The 26,877-nt window shown below is 35.6% G+C and carries 24 protein-coding genes; 15 read left to right on the top strand and 9 right to left on the bottom strand.

Annotation, left to right across the window (positions count from 1 at the left end):
* Positions 1-518: 518 nt before the first annotated feature.
* From FLP_RS07320 to FLP_RS07295, 6 genes are all read right to left on the bottom strand, one after another.
* Positions 519-2,120: an ATP-dependent DNA ligase gene (locus tag FLP_RS07320; RefSeq protein ID WP_065448870.1), complete on the bottom strand. Its 1,602-nt coding sequence runs from the start codon at positions 2,118-2,120 to the stop codon at positions 519-521.
* Between the two features lie 133 nt (positions 2,121-2,253).
* Positions 2,254-3,297, bottom strand: a complete 1,044-nt coding sequence (locus FLP_RS07315; RefSeq protein WP_065448869.1) for a ligase-associated DNA damage response exonuclease — start codon at positions 3,295-3,297, stop codon at positions 2,254-2,256.
* A gap of 7 nt (positions 3,298-3,304) precedes the next feature.
* Complete coding sequence (locus tag FLP_RS07310; protein WP_065448868.1) at positions 3,305-3,910, bottom strand: hypothetical protein; 606 nt, start codon at positions 3,908-3,910, stop codon at positions 3,305-3,307.
* Between the two features lie 357 nt (positions 3,911-4,267).
* The gene (locus FLP_RS07305) at positions 4,268-4,645 is read right to left on the bottom strand and encodes a response regulator (protein WP_065448867.1); all 378 of its coding nucleotides are present in this window, start codon (positions 4,643-4,645) and stop codon (positions 4,268-4,270) included.
* A gap of 71 nt (positions 4,646-4,716) precedes the next feature.
* Positions 4,717-6,051: a sensor histidine kinase gene (locus FLP_RS07300; RefSeq protein WP_065448866.1), complete on the bottom strand. Its 1,335-nt coding sequence runs from the start codon at positions 6,049-6,051 to the stop codon at positions 4,717-4,719.
* A gap of 173 nt (positions 6,052-6,224) precedes the next feature.
* The gene (locus FLP_RS07295; protein ID WP_065448865.1) at positions 6,225-7,577 is read right to left on the bottom strand and encodes a sigma-54-dependent transcriptional regulator; all 1,353 of its coding nucleotides are present in this window, start codon (positions 7,575-7,577) and stop codon (positions 6,225-6,227) included.
* Positions 7,578-7,857: 280 nt separating this feature from the next.
* Here FLP_RS07295 and FLP_RS07290 point away from each other — a divergent pair, with 280 nt between their 5' ends.
* Positions 7,858-8,571 carry an ABC transporter ATP-binding protein gene (locus FLP_RS07290; protein WP_065448864.1) on the top strand — a complete coding sequence of 238 codons (714 nt, stop codon included), beginning with the start codon at positions 7,858-7,860 and terminating at the stop codon, positions 8,569-8,571.
* 2 nt (positions 8,572-8,573) lie between these two features.
* The gene (locus FLP_RS07285) at positions 8,574-10,997 is read left to right on the top strand and encodes an ABC transporter permease (RefSeq protein WP_065448863.1); all 2,424 of its coding nucleotides are present in this window, start codon (positions 8,574-8,576) and stop codon (positions 10,995-10,997) included.
* Positions 10,998-11,066: 69 nt separating this feature from the next.
* On the opposite strand, the gene FLP_RS07280 is transcribed toward FLP_RS07285, so the two are convergent.
* Together FLP_RS07280 and FLP_RS07275 are read right to left on the bottom strand one after the other, a co-directional pair.
* Positions 11,067-11,879: an SDR family NAD(P)-dependent oxidoreductase gene (locus tag FLP_RS07280; RefSeq protein ID WP_065448862.1), complete on the bottom strand. Its 813-nt coding sequence runs from the start codon at positions 11,877-11,879 to the stop codon at positions 11,067-11,069.
* 120 nt (positions 11,880-11,999) lie between these two features.
* Positions 12,000-12,587 carry a TetR/AcrR family transcriptional regulator gene (locus FLP_RS07275; RefSeq protein WP_065449120.1) on the bottom strand — a complete coding sequence of 196 codons (588 nt, stop codon included), beginning with the start codon at positions 12,585-12,587 and terminating at the stop codon, positions 12,000-12,002.
* A gap of 473 nt (positions 12,588-13,060) precedes the next feature.
* On the opposite strand from FLP_RS07275, the gene FLP_RS07270 reads away from it, so the two are divergent.
* Positions 13,061-13,552 carry a GNAT family N-acetyltransferase gene (locus tag FLP_RS07270; RefSeq protein ID WP_065448861.1) on the top strand — a complete coding sequence of 164 codons (492 nt, stop codon included), beginning with the start codon at positions 13,061-13,063 and terminating at the stop codon, positions 13,550-13,552.
* 2 nt (positions 13,553-13,554) lie between these two features.
* Entirely contained in the window at positions 13,555-14,034 is a 480-nt protein-coding gene (locus FLP_RS07265) for a MarR family winged helix-turn-helix transcriptional regulator (protein WP_065448860.1), read from the top strand.
* Positions 14,035-14,152: 118 nt separating this feature from the next.
* On the opposite strand, the gene FLP_RS07260 is transcribed toward FLP_RS07265, so the two are convergent.
* Positions 14,153-14,494 (bottom strand): winged helix-turn-helix transcriptional regulator, encoded by a 342-nt coding sequence (locus FLP_RS07260; protein WP_065448859.1) that lies wholly within the window; start codon positions 14,492-14,494, stop codon positions 14,153-14,155.
* Positions 14,495-14,812: 318 nt separating this feature from the next.
* Here FLP_RS07260 and FLP_RS07255 point away from each other — a divergent pair, with 318 nt between their 5' ends.
* The 11 genes from FLP_RS07255 (at position 14,813) to FLP_RS07205 (ending at position 26,473) form a co-directional block, all read left to right on the top strand.
* On the top strand, positions 14,813-15,556 hold the full coding sequence (locus FLP_RS07255) for an SDR family oxidoreductase (RefSeq protein WP_065448858.1): 744 nt from the start codon (positions 14,813-14,815) through the stop codon (positions 15,554-15,556).
* A 313-nt stretch (positions 15,557-15,869) separates the two neighbouring features.
* Positions 15,870-18,329 (top strand): hypothetical protein, encoded by a 2,460-nt coding sequence (locus FLP_RS07250; RefSeq protein ID WP_065448857.1) that lies wholly within the window; start codon positions 15,870-15,872, stop codon positions 18,327-18,329.
* Positions 18,330-18,692: 363 nt separating this feature from the next.
* Positions 18,693-19,265, top strand: a complete 573-nt coding sequence (locus tag FLP_RS07245; protein WP_065448856.1) for a Crp/Fnr family transcriptional regulator — start codon at positions 18,693-18,695, stop codon at positions 19,263-19,265.
* A 434-nt stretch (positions 19,266-19,699) separates the two neighbouring features.
* Positions 19,700-20,239 carry a YceI family protein gene (locus tag FLP_RS07240; RefSeq protein ID WP_065448855.1) on the top strand — a complete coding sequence of 180 codons (540 nt, stop codon included), beginning with the start codon at positions 19,700-19,702 and terminating at the stop codon, positions 20,237-20,239.
* A 4-nt stretch (positions 20,240-20,243) separates the two neighbouring features.
* Complete coding sequence (locus FLP_RS07235) at positions 20,244-20,462, top strand: tautomerase family protein (protein WP_065448854.1); 219 nt, start codon at positions 20,244-20,246, stop codon at positions 20,460-20,462.
* 5 nt (positions 20,463-20,467) lie between these two features.
* Entirely contained in the window at positions 20,468-21,199 is a 732-nt protein-coding gene (locus FLP_RS07230; protein WP_065448853.1) for an SDR family NAD(P)-dependent oxidoreductase, read from the top strand.
* 4 nt (positions 21,200-21,203) lie between these two features.
* A complete protein-coding gene (locus FLP_RS07225) occupies positions 21,204-21,653 on the top strand; it encodes a nuclear transport factor 2 family protein (protein ID WP_065448852.1) in 450 nt (149 codons plus the stop codon).
* A gap of 17 nt (positions 21,654-21,670) precedes the next feature.
* The gene (locus FLP_RS07220; protein ID WP_065448851.1) at positions 21,671-22,756 is read left to right on the top strand and encodes an NAD(P)H-dependent flavin oxidoreductase; all 1,086 of its coding nucleotides are present in this window, start codon (positions 21,671-21,673) and stop codon (positions 22,754-22,756) included.
* 599 nt (positions 22,757-23,355) lie between these two features.
* Positions 23,356-24,651, top strand: a complete 1,296-nt coding sequence (locus tag FLP_RS07215; RefSeq protein ID WP_065449119.1) for an epoxide hydrolase family protein — start codon at positions 23,356-23,358, stop codon at positions 24,649-24,651.
* Positions 24,652-24,921: 270 nt separating this feature from the next.
* A complete protein-coding gene (locus FLP_RS07210) occupies positions 24,922-25,323 on the top strand; it encodes a cupin domain-containing protein (protein ID WP_065448850.1) in 402 nt (133 codons plus the stop codon).
* Between the two features lie 136 nt (positions 25,324-25,459).
* Positions 25,460-26,473 carry an alpha/beta fold hydrolase gene (locus FLP_RS07205; protein WP_065448849.1) on the top strand — a complete coding sequence of 338 codons (1,014 nt, stop codon included), beginning with the start codon at positions 25,460-25,462 and terminating at the stop codon, positions 26,471-26,473.
* Positions 26,474-26,877: the final 404 nt, after the last annotated feature.

Raw genomic sequence — 26,877 nt, 5'->3', positions numbered from 1 at the left:
ATATTAAGTTTCATTAAGTTTTGCTTTTTGAAAGAAAATTAAGTAATCGGTTTTTTTAAATAAGTCCCAGCGGGACGTCATATTTATAGAAATTTATAAGTTTATTTTTTAGAACCCCATCGGGGTGACATATTCATCATTAAAAATTTATATATCGCTCCGCTGGAGCTCTTTTTTTGGCACATTTTCATAGTTTCTATAAATATTACGCTCCTCTGGAGCTTTAAAACTACTCTATAAAAAATCCGTGCTCATCCGTGTTTTCGCTTGCGAATCCGCGTCATCCGTGTGCCTTTTTTTTTTTTACCACAATTTTATCATTTCGACGGAGGAGAAATCGCACTAAAAATTCCGTTCCTAAAATCGTCAATCTTTGTCGAGCTTCTCGCGAGGATTTCTCCTGCGTCGAAATGACAAAAAATGCGGATAGAAACAAGAAAAGCAAGAATAAAATCCGCGCTCATCCGTGTTTTCGCTTGCGAATCCGTGTCATCCGTGTGCCATCTCGCAATCCTTAACTATAAAATCATACTCTTCAAATCCTCAATAGAATTAGCTTCATCAATTTTTTTATCATGTCGCCATCTTAAAATCCTCGGAAACCGTGTCGCAATCCCACTTTTATGTCTTTTTGAAAGCGCAATTCCTTCAAAACCAATTTCGAAAACCAATTGAGGCGTAACGCTTCGAACGGGACCAAATCTTTCCAGTGTATTTTTTTTAATCCAATCATCAACCATTCTAAATTCCGCATCGGTTAAACCGGAATAGGCTTTCGCAAATGTGACCAATTCGCGTTCATTATTTTCGTTATTATGCCAAAGGGCAAAAGTATAATCGGTAAATAAATTCGAACGTCGTCCGTGACCGCGCATGGCGTAGGTGAGGACGGCATCAATCACCAAAGGTTCAATTTTCCACTTCCACCAATCGCCTTTTTTTCTTCCTACGAGATAAGGCGAATCTTTTCTTTTAATCATTAAACCTTCGCTCTTCATTTCGCGGGAACGCAACCTTTCCTCTGTTAATTCTTCCCAGGTTGAAAATTTCACCCTTTCAGAAAGTTGCAGCGGAATATCATGGTGTTTGATATCTTCATACAATTGTTCCAATAATACACGTCTTTCTTCAAAAGGAAGATTTCGAATATCCTGACCTTTCCATTCTAATAAATCGTAAGCTTTTATAATTACAGGAGATTTTTTAAGGATTGCAGCAGAAGCAGTTTTTCGACCAATTCGGGTTTGAAGATCATTAAAAGTTCCTATTTCATTTTCTATGAATGGAAGAATTTCCCCATCGATTACAGTTCCATCAGGAATAATTCCGATGAAAGATGCAAATTCAGGATATTTATCGGTTACTAATTCCTCGCCACGACTCCAGATAAAAATTTCATTATCACGGATGATGGTTTGCGACCTGATTCCGTCCCATTTGTGTTCAGCGCTCCAATCTTCGGGATTTCCTAAATTTGATGGTTCACCTTCAATAGGATAAGCAAGATAAAACGGAAAAGGTTTGGATAAATAATCGCTGTTTTGTTCGTCTAAAATTAATTCCTGAAACGTAATGGTGTTCGGATTCCAATCGCCCATTAATTTATGTGCTAATGAATCTTCATCAATATTTTCAGCTTTAGAAAGGGCACGTGTCATTAATTTTTGGCTTACGCCGATTCTAAAACTTCCGGTAATTAATTTAGTAAAAACAAAACGTTCGTAATAATTAAGCGCCAGCCAGTTTTCGTGCAGATATTCTTTTTTTTCGATATCTGTTTTCTTTTTCAGGGCAATAATTTCCTGAAGATATTCGGTTAAACTTTTATCTGAATGTTCTTTTGTAGTGGGGATTACCAAAGCAATAGTTTCGGCAAGATCGCCCACAATATGATAACTTTCCTCAAACAGCCAAAGCGGAATATCCGCTAGTTCATTCGCCCATAATCGCAATAAAGTTGTATTTACAGGTCGGGGAGGGCGGCGGTGCGAAAGAATAGCAATTGTCCAGACTTTGTCTTCATTACTGGCATTAATGAAATAATTGGTTAAAGCATCTACTTTTACCGAAGTTTTATTAGAACTGTCAAGCGCTTTTATAAGTTCGGCAAAGTTTTTCATGTTTTTATTTTTTTTTAAGAAGAGAGGCAAGAAGCAAGATACAAGAAACAAGATTTGATTCTTGTATCTTGCTTCTTTCTTCTATTATCTTTTATCTTTTATCTTTCTTCGTCTATCCTCTTTTTTCTTGCATCTATTCTCTTTGCTCTTCTATTCTTTCTTCTTCAACATCTTTCTTAGAATCCATTTCACCTAATTCTCCTTCATATTGCGTGTGAGCAGTTCGGGCATCATACCCTAACTCTTGTAGATATTTCGAGAATATATCCGAATATCCGTGGGTACAGATTATTTTTTCGGCTCCGGTTGCTTTAATGCTTTCCAGTAAACCCGTCCAGTCGCAATGGTCGCTTAAAACAAAACCTCTGTCTACGGCTCGTCTTCTTCTGGCACCTCTAAAAGTCATCCATCCGCTGGCAGAACCTGTCACAAAGGGAGTCATTTTACGAATCCATGTCGAGCCGTGTGCGCTTGGCGGAGCAAGAACAATACTTCCTAATAAATCTTCTTTTTTAGTTTCGGATGTGACTCTTATAGTGGCTGGAAAATCGACTAAGGGACGTAAAACTTCCGTCATATTTTCGATCGCTCCATGCGTGTATATTTTTCCAATATTGGGATCGAGATATTTTAGTAAGCGTTGGGCTTTTCCTAACGAATATCCAAAGAGCACAGAAGTTTTTCCTTCGGCGCGATTTTCTGCCCACCAATTATTAATATCGGTCATTACTTCGGCTTGGGGTGTCCATTTAAAAGCGGGTAATCCAAAAGTACACTCTGTTATAAAAGAGTGGCATTTGACCACTTCATAAGGCACAGAAATTCCGTCATCTTCGGTTTTATAATCTCCGGTAAAAACCCAGACTTCGCCTTTGTATTCTACTCTTATCTGAGCAGAACCAATGACGTGACCCGCAGGATGAAGCGAAAATTGTACACCATTTACGGTAAAAGTTTCGTTCCAGTCTTTTCCGGTCACACTGATATCTCCTAAGCGATGTTTTATGATAGGCACATTGTCATAATGTGTAATGTAATTTTTGTGTCCCCAACGCGCATGATCAGCATGTCCGTGCGTAATAATGGCGTTGGTAACCGGACGCCACGGATCGAGATATACATCTGCCTGCTGGCAATATATACCTTTATCGTTGAAAGCTAATAATGGGACTTTCATAACCTGATTACGCTATTTGAGCAATTCTGGCACTTTTATACAAGGGATAAGTATGCATAAAATCAGATACGCCATCTTTCATGGTATCAAAAGATTTTCCGTAAAAATACAAAGCGGTGGTCGAGTTTCCCTTCCAGTATCTTTCCTGAGATGTATTGGTTATCTTCGAAATTTCTGATTGTACAAAATCAACATTGTAATCTTCCTGATCTTTTTGGTGACCATTTTCTCCATCAAAATAAATAGCAATTCCTTCGTTTTTACCAAACGGAATTTCCTGATGTGTTTTTTCTATAATTACTTTTGATCCTTTTGGGGCGCCACAAATTTCGACAAAATTAATAATGTCGTTTAAAACCGCTTTATTAATTTCTTCCTTATAAAATTTGACATGAATATCACAAAAAATAATTTCTCCGGGCTCTTCTTTAAGAATTCCGCCACCCGAAATTTCACCATAATTATTTTCAGATAAAAAATCATGTAAAGGCAACATATAAAGATTTCTTCGGTCTAAAGGTGAAACTTTATCATTAATCTGAATTACAATATCGTACGGATTTTGAATAGATTCGTCGCTTTCGAATAAATTGGATATAAATTGTAGTAACATAGCAATTAAGGTATTAGTGATAAAATAATAAACTCAAAGTTACTAACGGAGCTGAGTTTGGAATTTATACTTTTTCCCCAAAATGTTACATGATTTCTGATTAGAATATTGAATAGAGAATGATACTTTATAATGTGCTAATAATTTAAACACAAGAATTTAAGTAACTTAGTTTTACACAAAATAGCCCCAATCATTGTCATTCCGAACGAGGAATCTTCGAAAGTAACTCCGTTCCTAAAAGCCCATCTTTGCCGAGTTTCTGGCGAGGATTTACTCCGTCTGTTCGCTATCGCTCGAGTCTCCTTCGCCGAAATGACAAAAATGCGCAGAGAATTGATGGATTAAAAAAAAATATTACAATATGGCATCCAAAGTGCTTACCAAGTCCTGGAAATTATTTGGCTTTGTGAAAATTTGTACAGCAGTAAATTCTTGCGTTAACTTTTTTAAGGTTTCGTGCGAATGCGAAGAATACACCACAACCTGAATTTTACTAAGTTCAGGAATTTGTCGCAATTCTTGTATAAATTCGGCACCACTTAAGTATGGCATTTGCATATCCAGAAATATAAAGTCAGGCAAAACAGTTGCTGTCTTTAGATTATTTAATGCTTCAAGTGAATTACTGGAGATTGTAGTGAGTATATTTTTGTTTAATGAAGCAATCGCAGCGATAAAAAGTTCGCAATCATCTTCGTCGTCATCTACTAATAAAATTACTGTATTTTTCATTCCATGAAATTATTTTAAAATCAGTGGCTATGGTTATATAATTTTACGTTGATGTTATATAATATAAATGTTTAGTCCTCAACAAGACAAATCTCAAAAGTAGTTTTTCCTTCTTCATTTTTATGATTAATATAGCCACCGTGGGCTTCTATAATATTTTTAGAAAGCGTCAGGCCAATTCCGGCGCCTTCTGGCCTTGTGGTGAAAAAAGGCAGGAATATTTTGTTTTCTATTTCTTTTTCAATTCCGTTTCCTGTGTCGGTAATTTTTATGAAGATTCGGTTTTCTTTGGCTTCCGCCGAAATTAAAATCTTCTTTTGTAAAGAGTCTTTTAGTGCATGAAAACTATTTGTTAGCAGATTAATTAATACTTGTTCTACTTGTTGAGAATCGATGTTTATGAATCTTTTGAAAGCAATGTTATTAATGACCTCAATATTTTTCTCTTTAAATAAAGGATTCATGATCTTAATACAGTTATCGATCAAGTGCTGCAATTCTATTTTTTCTTTTTTAGGAGAAGGCAACATCGCCAGTTTTCGGTACCCTTCGACAAACTTTTGCAAATGGTCACTTCGCCTTAACATCGTTGCAACGCTGTTTTTTACATCTTCAAGATCTTCATCTGACATTGAATCCTGTTCGACCAAATCTTGTAAATTCTGGCAAATAGAACGAATAGGTGTAATGGAGTTTAAAAGCTCGTGCGAGATCACTTTCATTAAATTAACCCAAGCTTCTTTCTCTTTTTTCTCCACTACATTCTGAATTGAATCCAGCAAAACGATAAAATAATCCTGTTCGAAAATCTCGGTTCTAGAAGCCTGCAAAACAAAGGTTTGATTGTTTTGTTCGTTAACGCTAATTTCTATAGCTGTTTTTGTTTCCTGAAAATTGTCTTCCTCGATAATTTCACAAAGCGATGGCAATTGATTTTTCAGGTATTTCCACTTCGATACTTTTGGTACATTAAAATGGGTGGAAAAGTAGTCATTCATTAAAAAAATATTCCAGTCATTATCCTGTTTTTGCAAAATGATAATTCCGGTTTCAATGTTATTTAAAATAGAACGGTAGATAATATCTTTTGAAATCTGTTCGTTTTCTTTGCTTTTTAAAGTGTCATACAAGCGAAATAAATCACTATAATTTGTATTGAATTTATGTTTCGAAAAATCAGAACTAAAATCATTCTGCAGGATTGAGGAGATCGTTTTATTATAAATCAAAACAAAATTGCGAACATAAAAATACATTTCGCGAATCATCAGGAAAACAATAAAAAGGCCAAATACTCCAGTATAAAACAAATCAATTTTAAAGAAATAAATCGAAAGTTCAATCGCGCTAACAATTAAAATTAATAGAATAAAAAGCAGTTTATAGGCTTGAAATGTTTTAAACATAATTTTTTAAATTAAAAATGGAGAATTAAAAATTAAAAACTTTCATTTTTCTCATGTGTTATAATCTGGACACAAGTATTGTAAAACAATTTTAAACACAAATTTTAATAATAAACTTTGTTTGTGAAATTAATTTCACAAACAAAAATTAGTGTCAATTAGTGAAATTGGTGTTACTCATCTGTTTTGATGTTATATTTCTCTAAACGACGGTACAAAGCCCCTCTTGACAAACCCAATTCTTCTGCAGTTTTGCTGATATTATTATTGTTTTTGAGCAATGCTTTTTCAACCGCAGCTTTTTCTACAGAAGAAAGCTGAATATCATCCGGATTTTCTTCGTAAGCCGTTATGGTTTCCAGATCTAAATCAGCAATTGTAATTTTATTGTTTTCGCACAAAATTACGGCACGTTCGATTTTGTTTTCCATCTCGCGAATGTTTCCTTTCCAGGCATGTTTTTCGATTTGTTCCGGTACTTTTTTATCAAAAGTAATTTCGTCTCTTCCGTATTTTTCGGTCATTTTATCCAATAAATATTCGGCTAACGGAATCTTGTCTTCGTTACGCTCTCTTAGCGGAGGCAAAATAATTTCCATGGTATTAATACGATAATACAAATCTTCACGGAAATTTTTTTCGGCAACTTCAAGTTTCAGGTTTAAGTTGGTTGCCGTTATAATACGAACATTTAGTGGTCTTGCTTTTGTTTCGCCCAATCGGGTTACTGTTTTGGTTTGGATAACCTGCAGTAATTTAGATTGCAAATGCAGCGGAACATTGCCAATTTCATCCAGAAAAATAGTGCCGTTTTGTGCCATTTCAAAACGTCCGGGAGTATCCACTTTTGCATCTGTAAAAGCGCCTTTTGCATAACCGAAAAGTTCACTTTCGAAAATATTAGAGTTTAAAGATCCTAAATCAACCGCAACAAAAGGATTGTTTTTCCTTTCGGATTGTTTGTAGATATGATGAGCGAGAACAAATTTTCCGGTTCCGTTTTCGCCCAAAATCAGAACATTGGCATCCGTTTTAGCCACTTTATCTGCTAAGGAATATGCTTTCTTTATAATCTCTGAAGTTCCAATAAAAAAGTCATTTTCAATTTCAATATTTTTTTCTTTCTTCTGTTCTTTGCGCGATTTGTCAACGGCTTGTTTTACAGATTCCAGTAGTTTTTTATTTTCCCACGGTTTTAAAATATAATCAAAAGCGCCATTTTTTAAACCTTCAACAGCGGTTTCGACTTTACCAAAAGCCGTCATTAAAATCACAACTGTTTTGGGCGAAAGTGTTTTTATTTCTTTCAATAAATACAAACCTTCTCTTCCGTCTTCAAATCCTATTCGATAATTCATGTCGAGCAAAACAACATCAATGCTTTTTTTCGACAATAATTCGACAATATTTTTTGGATTATTAAGGGTATAAATGTCTTCAAAATACTTTTTCAGGTACACTTTCGACGCAAAAAGAATGTCTTCCTGGTCGTCTATGATTAAAATTGAGGCATTTGTCTTTTTCATTTTTGTTCGGTTTTGGACGAAAGCTGTCCAATAATGGACACTTTAAGTTGTTGTGTGAAAATAAAAATTTAAAAATTAGATAGTTACAAATTTTAAATTTTTGGCATGAAAATCACAATTAGATTAGTAAATCATCAAGTATGAGAATCATTATTGCTGGTAAATGTAACAAAAATAGATATTTATAAATTATGTTATCAATTATCTTAATTTAGGATCTGTTTTTTACTTCAGCCATAAAATTTTCAGCAAGAAAAACAAACATCAAAAACGAATTATTATGATCAGAATTACTAAGCTTTCTAAAATTTTTAGAACTGAAGAAGTAGAAACAAAAGCATTAAGCGAAATTTCATTAACCATTAATCAAGGCGATTTTGTATCGATTATGGGACCATCCGGAAGCGGAAAATCAACTTTATTAAATATCATCGGATTATTAGACAGCGCATCTGGCGGAAGCTATGAATTGTTAGGGCAGGAAATGATTGGACTGAAAGAAAGTTTGAAATCGAAAGCGAGAAAAGAAAACGTTGGTTTCATCTTTCAGAATTTTAATTTAATTGATGAATTATCGGTTTATGATAATATCGAATTACCGCTGATTTACAACAACGTTCCGTCATCTGAAAGAAAGAAAAAAGTAGACGAAATGGCAAAGATATTAGGTATTTCGCATCGTTTGAAACATTATCCACAGCAACTTTCAGGAGGTCAGCAACAGCGTGTTGCCGTTGCAAGAGCTTTAATCAATGATCCTGCGATTATTCTTGCCGATGAACCTACAGGAAATCTGGACAGTAAAAACGGAAATGAAGTGATGGAATTATTAACAGATCTTCATGCCAGCGGAGCGACAATCCTGATGGTAACGCACTCAGATTACGATGCTTCGTTTTCGCAAAGAACGATTTTAATGAAAGACGGAATCATACTTTCAGAAAAAATGAACCATAGAAATGTAGATGTTTTAGTAACGAACTCAATCAACTAATCATGCTAAAAAACTGGATCAATATATTTATTTATCATATCAAAAACAATAAGGTTTTTACAGCCCTGAATGTTTTGGGATTGAGTATTGGAATTGCAGGTTTAATTTTTGCGATTTTGTATTGGAATGACGAGCATTCTTATGATCAATGGAATCCCAATAAAGAAAATGTCTTTATGGTTGCTAATCAGATGGATCCCACTACTTATTGGGCTTCAAGTTCAGCACCAATAGGATCTGCTATAAAAGACGCAAGCCCTGAAGTCGAATCTTACTGTTATCTAAGCGGTTACTATAGCAATGATATTATTCGCTTTAATAATAAAAAAGTACAGTCTGACAAAATAATTGAGGCGCAAGAAAACTTTTTTGATTATTTCCCTTATCAATTTATTGAAGGAAGTGCAAAAAATGCATTACCAGATGTAAACAGCATTTGTTTGTCGCAGGATTTGGCTGTTCAGATTTTCGGAAACCAACCAGCTTTGGGTAAACAAATTGTGCTGCAGGGTAAAAACCTAATAGTAAGAGGTGTTTATAAACTCGATAAAAAATCAGTTTATAATCCGTCGTGCGTAGTTAATTTTATAGATGCAAGAATAAAACAAACTATTCAGCAATGGGGTAATTTTCAATTTGTTCTGTTGTTAAAATTAAAGAATCCTAATGGACAGCAACGAGTGATTCAAAATCTTCAAAAATTATATTTTGACAACATGACCGCCCTTTTTGCAAAAGATCAGGGTATTACACCTGAAGAGTTTATTAAGAAATATGGTCAGGTAAAACCAGGTTTAGAGTCGTTATCCTCTATACGATTACATACTAAAACCAGTGGCGTGATAGAAGCAAACGGTAACCTTCAATTTTTGCTTATCATGGTAGGGTTATCTGTTTTAATTCTAATTCTATCTATTGTAAACTATATTAACTCAGCTACAGCAAATGCGATAAAGAGAGCAAAAGAAGTTGGAGTGCGTAAAATTATCGGGGCTTCAAAATCAGCTATAATCAAGCAATTTATTTTTGAAACTGCTATCATTTCATTGTTTTCAATTTTGATATCGCTTGTTATTGTTGAGCTTTCTCTGCCTTATTATAATGCTTTTTTAGAAAAAACGCTCGTATTGCAAAGTGGTCAGTTCTATTTGCAGCTTGCGGCTATATTTATTTTGACTGTTATTCTTGCCGGAATATTTCCTGCAGTGTATGTTTCTAATTTTGAAGCACTAAAAGTATTAAAAGGAAATTTTGGAAGAAGCAAAAGCGGTGTCTGGCTTAGAAACGGAATGCTGATTTTTCAATTTGCTATTGCGGCTTTCTTTATTGTTGGATCTTATATTGTGTATGAGCAAATAGAGCTAATGAACTCCAAAGACCTTGGGTTTAGCGGAAAACAAATCCTTAATATCTCCTACAGAAATATCTACGGCGACGGAATAACTGATAAAGACCGTTTTGAACGATATAGTATTATTCAAAACCAATTGAAGCATATTAAAGGAGTACAACAAGTTGCAGGAGGTGGTTTTGTTTTTGGAAGTGGGGCAAAATCTGTAATATCATATCATTATAAAGACAGAAATATTGACGGAAATAATGTACCAATAGATTTTGGACTGCTGGAAATGATGAAAATAAAAATTGTAAAAGGACGTTATTTGAGTCCTAAATTTGCGCAGGATACTGTTGCTTCAATGTTAATTAATGAAACGGCCTTAAAACTATTAAATGAAAAAAATCCGATAGGAAAAAAATTGCACTGGAACGGACAAGATGCCATTATTGTTGGGATTGTAAAAGATTTTAATATAGGAAATCCGGGAGATCCAATTCCTCCAATGTCTTTTTTCCATTTTAAAACTGTTCCCTGGTTTTCAGGAATTTTAAACAATATTTATATTACGGCCGATCCTAAAACCATGCAGCAAACCATAGCTGATATAGAAAATCTCTGGACAAAAAAAGTAGATACAGAATATCCGTTTTCATATGATTTCGTAGATAAAGAATATAAAAAGTCTTATAGCAGTTATGTAAAGCAAAAGAATCTTTTCTCTTTATTGAATGTTGTTGTTATTGTAATTGCACTTTTCGGGTTATTTGCTTTGGCTTCTTATTCTATCGAAAGACGCATGAAAGAAATCGCTATTAGAAAAACACTGGGTGCCGAAACGAATGTTTTATTAAAAGAACTTTGTAAACAATATGTTATTTTTAGTATAATTGGATTTTTAATAGCTTTATTTCCAGTCTATTATTTACTAAATAAATGGTTAGAGAATTTTGCGTACAGAATTACTATTTCTGTTTATCCGTTTATAATTGGCTTTACTGCTTTATTGTTCTTAACGTTATTAGTGGTACTTACAAGAGCTTATCAGGCAACGAAAATTGATGTTCTAAAATACCTGAAATACGAATAAAGTATAAAATTTAAAACCTCCAAAAAACGAATAATTTTGGAGGTTTTATTTTTAATGAAAGGTTTAAAATTAACCGTGAGCAGCTACAGAAACATCAGCCCATTCTTCCCAAGTGGCTAATTTTTGTTGGTAAACTTGTTTTGCAAGTGGTAAAGCTACTTTTCCTAAAAATAGGCGTAAAGGAGGATTTTCTGCTTCAACCAGTTTAACAATTGCAGGTGCAGTAGCGCTTGCTTGTCCAAAAGTGTCAGGATCATGTCCTTCTGCTATTGCTTTTTTAAGTCCATCATAAGCATCAATACTTTTACTATTGAAACCGTTACCCCAGATGTCTGTAAAATAACCGTTTGGTTCAACCAAAGTAACATTGATTCCAAATTGTTTTACTTCCTGAGCTAAAGTCTCTGTAAGACCTTCTACAGCAAATTTAGAAGCATTATAAAGACCTAAATTAGGCAAAGTTGCAATTCCTAAAATAGAAGAAACTTGTATAATATGTCCGCTTTTTTGCTGTCTCATTATGGGTAAAACTGCCTGGGTCAACCAAAGAGTACCAAAAAAGTTAGTTTCAAATTGTGCTCTTGCTTCTGTCTCACTAGCTTCTTCAACAGCTCCGTTTAAGGCATAACCTGCGTTATTGATCAGGATATCAATAGTTCCAAAGTGTTGTTTTACTTTTTCTACAAGTGCAAACGAATCATCGCGTTTGTTTACGTCCAATGTTAGAGGTAAAATTGCGTCTCCGTATTGTGCTTTTAAATCGGCCAGGGTATCAATATTTCTTGCTGTTGTAGCTACCTTGTATCCTTTTGCTAAAAATGTTTCTGCCCAGATTTTTCCAAATCCTTTTGAGGCTCCTGAAATTAAAATTGTTTTTGACATTGTATTTGTTTTTAAATTATTGATGTTATTATTAATTATTGATTTTGCTATTGTAATTGTAATTGATTTTTGATACTGTAATTAAAAATGACTGATCGGTCACTTTTTTAGCAAAAAAAATTAGAGTGTGTTTTCCTCTATAATTTTTTTTAATGTTTTAGCTATGACTTTCATTTTATCATTATTACCCGCCATTCTCGCAATAAGATGACCGCCTTCCATCATGGCTAACATAACGATGGCAAACTCTTCAGCATTCCACTCCGGGTTAAATTCTCCGTTGGCAATTCCTTTGTTGACACTATTGGTCAATAACTGCTGATTAGCGTTACAGCCTTTATTGATTTTCTCTTTTACGATAGGGTTGGTGTCGTCAGCCTCGGTACCAAAATTCAGTAACGGACAACCACCGGTAAGTGGAGGATTTACGGCATTACTGAAAAAATCGATATAAGTAAAAAGCTCTTCTTTGGCTGTTTTACTTTTAGTAATTTCAGATACCAGTTTATCGCCCAGTACTTTCATATTATGATCTACCGCGGCGCAGGCCAGTACATCTTTATTTTCAAAGTGCACATACATGCTTCCTTTAGACAATTTCGTTGCTTCCATAATATCGCTCATAGAAGTAGCGGCAATCCCTTTTGTATTAAAAATTGGTGCTGCTTTTTCTATAATGAATTGTCTGGTTTCTTCTCCCTTTGTCATGATAGTTTTCATTTTACGAGTACAAATATATGACCGATTGGTCATATCTGCAAATCTTTTTACTTTTTTGTGATAAGTTTCACATTTTACCTGACTTGAAAGTTGCCACAAAGTCGCTAAGTCACAAAGTTTTTTTTGTTTAAAATGTTTTGAAATATATAAAGTTACCGTTCTGTCTGTCATTTCGACGAAGGAGAAATCTTCGCAAGTAACTCCGCAACTTAGATCCAATCTTTGTCGACCTTCTCGTGAGGATTTCTCCTTCGTCGAAACGACAAACTAAAAGAAAAATATAATTATGAAAACGAATACCCTAGCCTCGATAGAAGTGGAAATCCTTTTGTGCCGGGGTTCGGCACAAAAGATTGCAACGCATAGCGGGATTAGCTCCTAAAAAAAAACAAACAATTTTCAATCAAATATTTTTATTTATGTATTTAACTACGTAGTTTTGTGTTTTAAATTTTACAAATATGATACCACAAATTATTCCCATAGAAAACAAATTCTCAAATGAGGTAGTAGATTTAATTTTAAACATTCAGCAAAAAGAATTTAACGTTCCTATTACTATTGAGGATCAGCCTGATCTTTTAAATATAAAAAACTTCTATTACACAAGCGGAGGTCATTTCTGGGGCGCTTTTGTAAATGATGAACTGGTAGGAACAATTGCTTTAATAAAATTTAACGATTCTGAAGCTGCGATCAGAAAAATGTTTGTAAAGAAACAATATCGTGGAAAAGAGTTTTCGATTGCCCAGAAATTATTAGACACTTTACTGGATTATTGCAGCGAAAATGAAATTGATGATTTATATTTGGGAACCATAACAGTCTTAGAAGCTGCTTTGCGTTTTTATGAAAGAAATCATTTTGTACGAATCGAAAAAGAATCGCTTCCGGACACGTTTCCTGTTATGAGTGCCGACAATGTTTTTTGTCATTTAAAACTAAAAAAGTAACGATGAATATAATTGATGAATCTGGGATTTTAGCCATTTCGACACGATTGCAAAGACTTAGTGAGCAGTTGCGAAAAGACGGTGCTTTATTTTATAAATCATACGGAATCGACTTTGAACCTAAATGGTTTCCTGTCGTGTATACTTTGCATCATAAAGAAGTTTTGAGTGTAGTCGAAATTGCAAACGAAATTGGTTACACACATCCTTCGACCATTAGTTTATTAAAAGAACTTGAAAAACAAAAGTTAATCCGTTCAAAAAAAGACAAAGTCGACGAACGAAAAAGATTGATATCACTTACCCCAAAAGGACAGGAATTAATCCTGAAAATGAAACCCGTTTGGGATGTAATGTCCAGCGTTCTAAAAGAAATTGCCGATAATCAAAACAATCTGCTCCAGGCGATTAACGAAGCCGAAAGCAAATTAACACATCAGAGTTTTTTACAAAGAGCGTTGCAGTTAAAAAGTCTGGAATAGGGGTAAAGGTTCAGAGTAACAAAGTTTCAAAGGTTTTTTTCTATTGTGACCCTGAGCGAAGTCGAAGGACTTCCCAATTGGAATTTGGAATTTATTTTTTGGAATTTTAATTTTAGATTTATTTTTCAACTTTATTTTTAATGTGTTTCCTATGCGCTATTCCCCAATTGATCATTTCGGTTATAATAGGGCCAAAGGATTGGCAATAAGGTGTTGATTCATAAAGAATAGCCACTTTTGCATCACGGTCTTCAGTTCTTTTTACGAGATTATTCAGTTCCATATCCTTCAATTCTTTCGAAAGCATTCTTGAAGTAATTCCCGGAATACTTTGCTGAATTTCTTTAAATCGATGGTTTCCGTTACAGATCGCATTGATGATAGGCAATTTCCATTTCCCTCCCAAAACATATATAGTATCCTGAAGCGCCTGAACTTCTTCTTTCTGATTTCTTTCCATAACAATTTTTAGACGAATATATAAAAACATTTTTTTTCACCATATAAGTGATATAAGAAATTATAAGAGAATCGTGGATTGTTTTTAAACCATATAAGTAATGTAAGAAAGTGTGAATTTGAATGGTTTTAAACAATATAAATGATATAAGAAATTATAAGCAATTACTTTTTTAACGTTCCAAATTTAAATGAACTTATATCACTTATATGGTGGGAAAAAGATAAAAAACACATCTAGGTATACTCCATGATACCACTGAAAAAGCAATATGTTTTCCCCTTTAAATTTGTACCATTAATTTAAACAAATAAAAAAATGGACGATTTTAAAAATAAAGTAGCCGTAATTACAGGCGGAAACAGCGGTATAGGTTACGCAACAGCCAAACAATTAAAAGAACAGGGCGCAACGGTAATCATTACAGGAAGAAGAAAAGAAGCAATCGAAAAAGCAGCTTTAGATTTGGGAGTAACCGCTATTGTTGCGGATCAATCCAATATTTTGGATATTGAAAAACTGGCATCAAAAGTAAAAGAAGATTTCGGACAAGTGGATATTCTTTTTATCAATGCCGGAATTGCAGGATTAGGAAATATAGAACAAGCTACAGAAACCTTATTCGACAGTATTATCAATGTCAACTTCAAAGGAGCGTATTTTACCTTAAGCAGATTTATTCCAATCCTTAATGACAATGCATCGGTTGTATTTCTTTCTTCGAATACAGCTAGTATGCCAGGTCCGGGATCATCGATTTATTCTTCGAGCAAAACCGCTGTGAATTCGGTTATGAAATCAGCAGCTTTAGAATTGGCGCCAAGAAAAATCAGGGTAAATTCCGTTAGTCCCGGTCCAACAGAAACGGAGGTGATGAACAAAGTCGGGCTGGATAAAACAACCGTAAAATCAATTATGGATGTTGTGATCGAAAAAGTTCCGTTAAAACAAATGGGAGCCTCAGAAGATGTTGCCAAAATGGTGGCATATCTAAGCAGCGATGCAGCAAAATTCATTACCGGAGCCGATTTTATTATGGATGGCGGGATGGTTTTAGCTTAAGAAAGGTTCAAAAGATTAGAGAGGCAAAGGCACAAAAATTTTTAGAAAGAAACTGTCCCGATAGTTATCGGGACAAAGTTTTTTTTTTTGTAATTCTGAGCGAATTCAAAGGGATTTCTAATTGGAGTTTGGAATTTATTTTTTGAAATTTAAAATTTTATTACCTTTTTTGGTTTCAAGTTACAATTTGAAACAAAGGAAAAGCCTGATTATTAGATTTATATTGTCCGTAAACTTAATTTTATACATCACAATTTTTAAGGGATATATAAAAATGATTTTTCAATAAATAGTAATTTAAATTTTTTAATTTATGAAAAAGGCTTTTCTAATAATTGTACTTTGTATTAGTTCAATTTTTTTCTCATGCAAGAAAGATAAGGATAAGAATCAGGCAGCTTCAAAAACAGTTCAATCCGCTGTTTCTGATTCAATTACAGATGATGGGTGGCCGCGTGAAACAGCAAACAATGGCACAAAACTGGTTTATTACCAGCCACAGGTCGACGATTGGAAAGACTATAAAGAAATTACGGCAAGACTTGCCTTTTCACTGACTCCAAAAGACGGCAAACAAGTACTGGGTGTAGCTTCTGTGAAGGCAGAGACATTAGTCGACAAAAATAACCGCAACGTATTATTTAAAAATGTTCAGGTAACCGATGTGCGATTTCCGGCACTTGATGAAAAAAAAGTTCCAGAAATGGAAAAACTTTTCAAAGAAACATTGCCTAAAGGAGGTGATCCTATTTCGGTAGATCGTATTCTGGCAGATTTAAACCAGACCAAAAGCCCTTCAAAAGGCATTGCAGGCAAGAACGATCCGCCCGTTATTTTTTACAGTACAAATCCGGCAGTTTTGCTTATTGTACAAGGAGAGCCGGTTTTAGTACCGGTAGAAAAAACAGATATTCAATACGTAGTCAATACCAATTGGGATTTGTTTTTTGATAAAACAACAAAAGACTATTTTTTGCTGGCAGATAATGTTTGGGTTACTTCGAAAACTCTCGACGGAAAATGGGTAAAAACCACACAACTGCCTTCCGGTTTAAGTAATCTTCCGTCAGGTCAAAATTTTGATGATGTAAAAAAAATGATTCCCGCTTCATCTGGAGGTACCGCCCCACAGATTTTCTACAGTAGCAAACCGGCAGAATTAATTGCCATAAACGGAACCCCAAAATTTATTAAAATAGACGGAACCAAACTTTTATACATCGACAATACCGAAAATGATATTTTTGCCAACGAAGGCGACGGACAATATTATGTTTTGTTATCCGGAAGATGGTTTAAGTCTGCAGCACTAACTGGGCCGTGGACATATGGCGGAAATAACCTGCCGGCTGATTTTGCCAAAATTCCTAAAGATTCGCCAAGGGCCAACGTATTAGCATCTGTACCGGGAACGCAGGAAGCCAAAGATGCCGTAATGCTGGCTCAGGTTCCTACAACAGCCATTATAAACAAAGCAGATGCCGAAGCAAAAGCCAAAGTAACCTACGACGGAACACCTCAGTTTAAACCTATCGAAGGTACCAAAATGCAATATGCGAGCAATACTCAGGATAAGGTCATAAAAGTAGGCGATTTGTATTATTTGTGTTTTCAGGCAGTTTGGTTCATGTCGACAAGCCCAAACGGGCCTTGGAAAACAGCAGATTCTGTTCCTAAAGAAATTTATACCATTCCGCCAAGTTCACCTGTTTATAATGTCACCTATGTTACCCAAACAACAACCGATACCACGGTAGAAAGCAGCACAACAGCCGGTTATTTGGGCGCTTTTATTATTGGAGCTACAGTAGGTGCTATATTAACTTATGGTACAGGATATTACTATCCGCCATATGTATATTACGGAGGTTTATACCCAATTTATCGTCCTTGGCCTTATACGTATGGAGGCGGTGCAGTCTACAATCCCTGGACAGGTGGCTGGGCTGCCGGAAGAAGCGTATACGGACCTTATGGTGCGGCAGGAACTTCGGCATGGTACAATCCTGCAACAGGAAGATATGGACGTTCGGCAAGTGTACAAGGCTGGTACGGAGGTCGTACAGCAGCAAGTACCTATAATCCCTGGACAGGAAATTACGCCAGAACCAATCAGGGGCATAATGCCTATGCACAATGGGGACATTCTGCTGCCACAAATGGGCGTCAGTGGGTAGAATCCGGACATGTTACTACAAGGCGTGGTACTGCAATTGGTTACGAAACTTCGGGAGGTCAAAAAGGCGTAATTACGCATCATAGAGGAGGAGGAACAACCATTCATACCAACAATAATGTATATGCCGGACACGACGGACATGTCTATAAAAAAGACGCTAACGGAAACTGGAGTCACTATAACAATGGCAACGGAGGCTGGACACAAGCCGGAAAACTTGGTTCATCAAAAAATCCGGGTTCAGCCACAGAGCGCAATAAACCGAATGAGAATATTGGCGGAGCAACGCGAGCCGGTGATAGAATTCAAAATAAAAATTTACCTAAACAAGACCAAAATCTGGGCGGTGGAAATCGTTTAGGCGATGGGGTCCAGCATGATAATTTTCCAAAGGCCAATCAAACTCTGGGCCAACGAGAAAAACCACTGGGAGAACCAGGTCGTTCTGATATTACAAATGATCTCGATCGCTCAGCATTATCCAGAGATCGTGGAGAATCGCAAACCCGTAATTTTCAAAATTTCCAAAGAGAAGGAAACCGTCTAGGCGATGGTAATTTAAGAGGCGGAGGCGGATTTAGAGGCAGAAGATAATTTTGCTAAAAGCTACTAATAAAAAAACAGGAACGATATTTAATACTACTCGTTCCTGTTTTTATTTAAAACAAAAAGATAATCATCTTTAAAAAAACCTTAGTATCTCAGTATCTTAGCGCTTTAGCAACTAATTTTATTAGGAGCTATTTCCTGCTTTCCGTTTCAATCTTTTTATTTTCTAAAGAAAAAAATAAAAAGGATTTCCACTTCAATCAGGGCTAGGCATCCGTTTTCATTAGAAATTATAGACGACTCTGATTTTAAAAGAAAAAAAACTCAGAACCTTAGTACCTCAGAACCTTAGCAACTTTAAAGAAAATCCTTTGTACCTTTGTCACTCAGAACCTTTGCCACTTTTTTATGGAATCCAAAGAAATCCTCCAACAACACATTGCCAAAACCGCTTCGCTAACAGACGAAGAATTCGATTATTTCTTTTCGCATTTTAAACCGTTATCATTCAAAAAAGGACAAACTATTATTAGTGCCGGAGACAAAGTTGATTGCGAATATTTTGTAATTTCAGGTTGTTTGAAAGCTTTTTTTATCAATGATGAAATCAAAATGTACATTCTGCAATTCGCCATGCCCACCTGGTGGACATCAGATTATAGTGCTTTATACAATCAAACCCCCGCAACCATAAATGTAGATTGTATCTCTGATGTAGAATTGCTTTGCCTTTCCAACAGCGACCGCGAAAAATTGTGTGCTGAATTTCATCAAATCGAACATTTTTTCCGTTGGAGAACCAACAAAGGATATATCGCTTCGCAAAAACGACTTTTATCTTTTATGAATAACAATGTCAAAACCCGTTACGAAGAACTTCTGGCATTATATCCACAACTTTATAATTTAGTTCCTAAGCATTTAATTGCGGCTTATCTGGGAGTTTCAAGAGAAACCCTAAGTAGATTATATAATTCATAAAGTTTTTTTGCCACAGATTATAAGGATCAAATGGATTTTTTAATTTCCAATTTTCCTCATAGTTGTCATCTCGACCGAAGGGAGAGATCACACTAGAGATTCCACAATCAAAATCGCAATCTTTGTCGAGCTGCTCGCGTGTCCTTCGACTTCGCTCAGGATGACAAAAATGAGAATAAAAAAAACTTAGAAACAATAAACTTTGCGTCTCTGCTCCCGATAACCATCGGGATTGCGCGATTAAAAAAACAAGCATTGCCTTAATATTCACCTGCCTTTATCTGCCTAAATCTTTTTAAATCTGCGCGAAACAAAACCTTTTCACCTCTGAACCTTTGCCTCTTTGCACCTCAAAAAAAAGATTGTGATCTACATCACGTAACCAATTTCCATACTCGCCGTTCCTTTGTACTGTACTTTTAAATACAATAAAAATGGAAACAACAAATTTTAATATCGTAAGCGCAAACAGCAACATCGATTGGACCGGCAGAAAAGTTACCGGTGCACATAATGGTACAATTGGTATCAAAGAAGGTAATTTTATTTTGAATGACGGAAAAATAAATGGCGGAAATATTGTCATCAATACAGCCTCAATAAAAATTCTGGATGTTACAGATCCGGATACAAATGCACAGTTTGCTGGACATCTGGCTTCGGATGATTTTTTCTCGATCGAAAAATTTCCAACTGCAAGATTTGAGATTCTTTCTGTAAAAGAAATTTCAAATGGTAAATATTATTTGGAAGGGAATCTTACGATAAAAGACATCACACATCGTACAGGTTTTGAAACCGAAGTAGAAAGCATTAACAATACACTTTCACTTACAGGTAAATTGGTTATTGATCGTACCAAATACGATATCAAATTTCGTTCAGGAAACTTCTTCAAAGATTTAGGCGATACATTAATCTACAACGACTTTGATTTAGATTTTACTATCACAGCCGAAGTATCTAAAAACTAAGACCATGCCTTACGTAAAAATCGAATTGACCCGCGAAGGTGTTACCCGCGAGCAAAAACAGGAATTAATAAGCGGAATCACCAACCTGATTACCGATGTATTAAACAAAGATCCGCATTTAACTCACATTGTTATTCAGGAAATCGAACTCGACGATTGGGGTTACGCGGGAGATCAGGTATCTGTATTAAGAGAAAAAGGTATAACAGCCGATAAAAAATAAATATCATGAAAAAACAAACGATAATCGTTACCGGAGCAGCTTCCGGTATCGGAAAAGGAATCGCCAAATACTTTTTGGAAAGAGGCGATAATGTTGTCATCAATTCGTTAACACCATCGGCATTAGAAAGTGCTTACAACGAATTTGGAGCAGGAGACAATGTGGCAATGTTTGCCGGAGATGTAAGTAAAAAACAAACCGGAGAACAATTGGTAAAAATTGCTTTAGAAAAATTTGGATCTGTAGATGTATTGGTAAACAATGCCGGAATCTTCGACAGCAAATCATTCTTAGAAGTTGACGAAGCTTATCTGGATAAATTTTTGACCACCAACCTAAAAGGAACTTATTTCACCACACAATCGGTAATTTCGCAAATGTTGAAACAGCAAGATGGAGTTGTAATCAACATAGGAACTCCTTTGGTAAATCACGGATTGGGCGGATGGCCTGCTTCGGCTCCCGTGTCAAGTAAAGGTGCTATTCACGCCTTGACGATTCAGTTAGCAGCCGAATTTGGCAAGCAAAACATTCGTGTAAATACGATTGCACCAGGTGTTATCCGTACGCCAATGCACGGAGACAAATCAGATCAAAGTGCAGGATTGCATCTTTTAAACCGAGTAGGAGAAGTCGATGACGTAGCCGAAATGGTCTATACCGTTGCAAAAAGCAGTTTTATTACCGGTGCAATCATCAACGTTGATGGCGGTAAAGGTGCAGGACACAACTTATAATTAAATGAAAACTATTTTATTAATTGCTTTTATGCTCTGTACTTTGCAGGGCATAAAAGCTCAAAATAACATTAAAATGGAAAATCAGGCCGAAGTATCAGCGATTACTGATGCATTAGAAAATTATTATTTTAAAGGAATTTACGAAGGCGACGAAAGACGTTTGGGAAGTATCTTTCATGAAAGCGCTCTACTTTTTGGAGATATAAAAGGACAGCCTTATTTTAAAACGGTAGATCTTTATCTTGATGGCGTAAAAAACAGACAAAGTCCTAAAGATTCAGGAAAACCTTTCAAAGGAAAAATCTTGAAGATTAATGTAGTAAATTCAATAGCTACAGCTGAAATTAATGTTAAAATGTACGACTTTAATTATCGCGATTTTTTATCTTTCCATAAGATTAACGGAAAATGGCTTATCGTCAATAAAATGTTGACTGATACAAGCGAATAACTTTAAATAAAATAGCAATGTGGTACAATACAAAAGCTACGGAATTATTAGGGATTGATTATCCTATAATGCAGGGACCATTTGGCGGAAATTTATCAACTGTAGCATTAACCGCTGCGGTATCAAATGCCGGCGGACTTGGCGGATATGGTGCTTATACAATGTCGCCTCAGGAAATTTTTGAGGCCGACAAACAATTAAAAGCAGCAACCAATAAACCGTACAATATCAATCTTTGGGTTTTGGATCATGATATTCCGCAATCTGGTTTGTCAGATGAACAATATGATAAAACTTCCGCATTATTTAAACCTTATTTTGATGAAGTTGGTATTGAATTACCGGAAAAACCTGCTCCGTTTCAGTCCAGGTTTGAAAATCAGCTGGAGGTAATTTTAGATATAAAACCAAAAGTTTTCAGTTTTATGTTCGGGGCACTTTCTGCCGATGTTTTAGAACAATGCAAAAGATCAGGAATCGTAACCGTTGGCGCGGCAACGACTTTAGATGAAGCTATTTTTCTCGAAAGTACCGGCGTAGATATGATTATTGCCTCAGGTTTTGAAGCAGGAGGACACCGACCTTCGTTTTTGGCTTCCGCCGAATCATCCTTAACAGGTACTTTTGTATTACTACAACTCATTCGCGAAAAAGTAAAAACTCCCATTATCGCTGCAGGAGGAATTGCAAACGGAAAAGGAGTAGCTGCAGCATTAGCCTTAGGAGCAAGTGCCGCTCAGATAGGAACCGCGTTTCTGGCCTGTGACGAATCGAATGCATTACCCATTCATAGAGAAATGTTATTCTCTGATGCAGCAAAATACACTACTTTATCACGTGCGTACACAGGACGTTTAGGCCGCGGATTAACCAGCAGGATTGCCAAAGAAATTTCAGACAAAGAAAAAGATGTGCTGCCGTTTCCTTTGCACACGACTCTAATATCACCCTTACGAAAAGCAGCTCTTGAGCAGCAAAAATGGGATATGATTTTATTTTGGGGCGGACAAATAGCACCGATTTTAAAGCACACAAAAGCCAAAGAACTGATGCATTCGCTTATAGAAGAAACGAATGCTTATTTTGATCATTTAAAAGGATAATCATTAAGTGTATATTGATCAAAGCCTGATTTTATAGATTGGGCTTTTTTTGTGCGTTATTGTTTTTTAAACACATAAAGACATAGTTTTGGTATGCGTAAAAAGGCGTTTCACTTTTAATAGTATCGCATAGTTTGCCCCAAAGTTTGTCATTTCGAACGAAGGGAGAAATCACACTAGAAACTCGACAAAGATTGTGACATAGTAAAACCGAAAATCTATTTGTTTAAATAAATTATATAATGTAATAAACCCGACAGGTCTTTAAGCCTGTGAGGTTTAGAAATGATGTAAACGCAAAGTTGTCAGACATAGCCCGTGGTTTCAACCACGGGGTACAATATTATCACGCCTCGTATTGTGTTCCCGTGGTTGAAACCACGGGCTATATTTGAAGAAAAAAATTAAATTAGGTTAAATTGCTCCTAAAAAATATCATAGAATTCAATTTGACACTATCACCTTAAAGCCTTCGACTTCCTCAATGTCCGTTTCGGGTTCTACTTCGTCCGTTTAGACTATTTACTGATTTTAAATCGCTTGTTATCGAGATACTTTTGACAAAGAAATTAATCACATTAACAAAATTTATAATCAAAATGGAAACAATTAAAACAAACAAACGCAGCTTCCTAAACGCCATTACAACAGGAACATTTATGTTGATCGCCGCAACAAGCTTTGGACAAAAAAAGCAAACTAAAGTAGTTTCAGAAGCAATTCGTCCGTATCATATTAGTATTTCGAAAGAGGCTTTGACAGATCTTCGTAATCGTGTAAACGCTACAAGATGGCCGGATAAAGAAACCGTTACAGATCAGTCGCAAGGCGTTAAATTACAACAAATTCAGAGTCTTGTAAAATATTGGGGAACTACTTACGACTGGCGTAAAACAGAAGTGAAACTAAATGCATTACCTCAATTTGTAACCAATATCAACGGATTAGACATTCAGTTCATTCACATTAAATCCAAACATAAAAATGCATTACCATTGGTAATTACGCACGGTTGGCCGGGATCTTTCTTCGAACTTTTGAAAGTAATTGGACCTTTAACAGATCCTACTGCGTACGGAGGAAAAGCCGAAGATGCTTTTGATCTTGTAATTCCGTCAATGCCAGGTTATGGTTTTTCTGAAAAGCCAACAGGAACAGGTTGGGGACCGGAAAAAATAGGTAATGCGTGGGATATTTTAATGAAACGTTTGGGTTATAAAACTTATGTATCACAAGGAGGCGATTGGGGTTCTGTAATTGCGGATGCTATGGCACGCCAGGCTCCAGAAGGATTATTGGGGATTCATGTAAATATGCCTGCAACAGTTCCTGCAGATATTGCGAAAGCTTTAAAAGACGGGGATCCTGCTCCTGAAGGATTATCAGTTAAAGAAAAAGCTGCTTTTGTATCTCTTAATAAACTATATACAAAAGGTGGCGGATATGCGGGAATGATGGTAACAAGACCTCAAACTTTAGGTTACGGACTTACAGATTCTCCTGTTGGATTGGCTTCTTTTTTCTTAGATAAATTCAACGAATGGACGTATAGCGGAGGAAATGCTGAAAAATCACTTACAAAAGATGAAATGCTGGATGATATCACTTTGTATTGGTTGACAAACACAGCAAACTCATCGGCACAATTGTATTGGGAAAATAATACGAACAACTTTAATGTGGTTGAACAGAAAACAAACGACATAAAAATTCCGGTTGCTGTAACTGTTTTCCCGGGAGAAATCTATCAGGCACCTAAAAGCTGGACAGAGAAAAGTTATAAAAACCTGATTTACTTTAATGAAGTATCAAAAGGAGGTCATTTTGCTTCCTGGGAAGAGCCACAACTTTTTACGGAAGAACTTCGTGCGGCTTTTAAATCATTAAGAAAATAACTAGAAATCGTTGTGTAGATTATTTAAACACATAGAAATATAGATTTTATAATTTACATAAAGTTCTTTCTAAAAAATCAAGATTTTTAAACATAGTACAACTATGCGGTACTATTTAAAGTGAAACGCCCTTTCTTGATTCAGTAAAACTATGTTTCTATGTGTTTAAATCAAAAGCAAAGAATTATAAAGATTAAAAAATAAAATCTGCTCAATCTGCCAAATCTGCGAGAAAAATTATTTAACACACAATCTAAAAAAACAAACAAAATGAAAACAAATAAAATATACGCAATTATGATCGTAGGTCTTATTGCATTATTCACTCCATCAAATGCTCAAGCACAACAAAGTGGCATAAAAAGAACCGATTTACAAAAACACGATCTAAGTATTCCGGGAAAAGAAACGGTTCAGGCCCGAATTGATTTTGATGCTCATACTTCGTTCGGTAAACACGCGCATCCGGGAGAAGAAATTATTTATGTGATAGAAGGTTCGCTGGAATATCAAATTGAAGATGAAACGCCGGTAACCTTAAAAGCTGGAGAAGTTCTTTTTATTCCGGCAGGAAAGTTTCACTCGGCAAAAAATCATACTAATGCCAAAGCGTCTGAGTTAGCTACTTATATCGTCGAGAAAGGGAAACCAATTTTAGTGATGAAAAAATAAAATCTCAGGTTTAGGTTTGTCCGTTTCAGGTTTTACTTCGTCCGTTTCAACTATTTTCTGATTGTACAAGAATGGTTATCAGAATACTTTTGACGAAGAAATTAACTCATAATCAAAATATTAAAAAATAATAATCATGAAAACATTATACAACAAAAGCAGTTTCACGAATAGTGTAGCTTCTAAAATGCTTTTAATAGCAGCTTTATTTTTTACAATGACATTTGTAAATGCGCAATCAGAAAAACAAACAATGGCAAGTTCTCTTGGAACCTTAAAACAAATTAATGCCGGATTATTAAACGTAGGCTATACAGAAGCAGGACCTTCAAACGGAACTCCGGTAATTTTGCTTCACGGCTGGCCTTACGACATTCATAGTTACAATGAAGTGGTGCCTATTTTAGTTGCGAAAGGGTACAGAGTTCTTACGCCTTATTTAAGAGGATCAGGAACAACAACTTTTCTTTCTAAAGATACTTTTAGAAACGGACAACAAGCAGCATTAGCAAGCGATATTATTGCTTTTATGGATGCACTAAAAATTGATAAAGCCACTATTGGCGGATTCGATTGGGGAGCAAGAACAGCAGTGGTGATGGCAGCGCTTTGGCCGGACCGCCTAAACGGATTGGTTTCTGTAAGCGGTTACCTTGTTGTAAATCTGGAAGCGAATTTAAAACCGTTACTTCCTCAAGCCGAATTAGGATGGTGGTACCAATATTATTTTGCTACCGAAAGAGGAAAACTCGGCTACAGCCAAAATACTTATGAGTTTAATAAACTGATCTGGAAAATTGCTTCTCCGTTATGGAATTTCGACAAAGCAACTTACGATCAAACCGCACAATCTTTTGATAATCCGGATCACGTAGCAATTGTTATTCATAATTACAGATGGAGACAATCTCTGGAACCTGGAGAATCTAAATACGATAGTTTGGAAAAAAAATTGGCGACAAGACCAGCAATTAAAGTTCCGACTATTACGATAGGAAGCGATTTCGACGGTGCTAACATAGACGGAAAAGCTTACGCCAATAAATTCATCGGTAAATACGAACACAGAATCTTAAAAGGAATAGGACACAATGTTCCGCAAGAAGATCCAAAAGCATTTGCTCAGGCGATTATTGATGTGGCTAAGTAAAGTTATTTAACCGCAAAAAGTTTTACCGCAAAGAGCGCAAGGATTTACGCAAAGTTCGCTAAGGTTTATTTTTAAAGTAATGTTTAACCGCAAAGAGCGCAAGGATTTACGCAAAGTTCGCTAAGGTTTATTTTAAAGTGATGTTTAACCGCAAAGAGCGCAAGGATTTACGCAAAGTTCGCTAAGGTTTATTTTTAAAGCACACAAGCTTTGCGCTCATTGCGGTAAAATTTACCACAGAGAAAACAAAGATTTACACAAAGTTACACAAAGCTTTGCGCTCTTAGCATTTTTTATAAAACCTTCAATATCAAAAAAAACTTTGCGCGCTCCTATGTTTGCAAAGTTAATTTAGAAATTTTTACTTTTTTAAATTTGCATTATTAAAGTGAAAAGGGATGAGA

Source organism: Flavobacterium piscis (assembly GCF_001686925.1).
GTDB classification, from domain to species: domain Bacteria; phylum Bacteroidota; class Bacteroidia; order Flavobacteriales; family Flavobacteriaceae; genus Flavobacterium; species Flavobacterium piscis.
The sequence above is the reverse complement of the archived record's forward strand: the minus strand, read 5'-3'. Positions and strand labels throughout refer to the sequence as shown.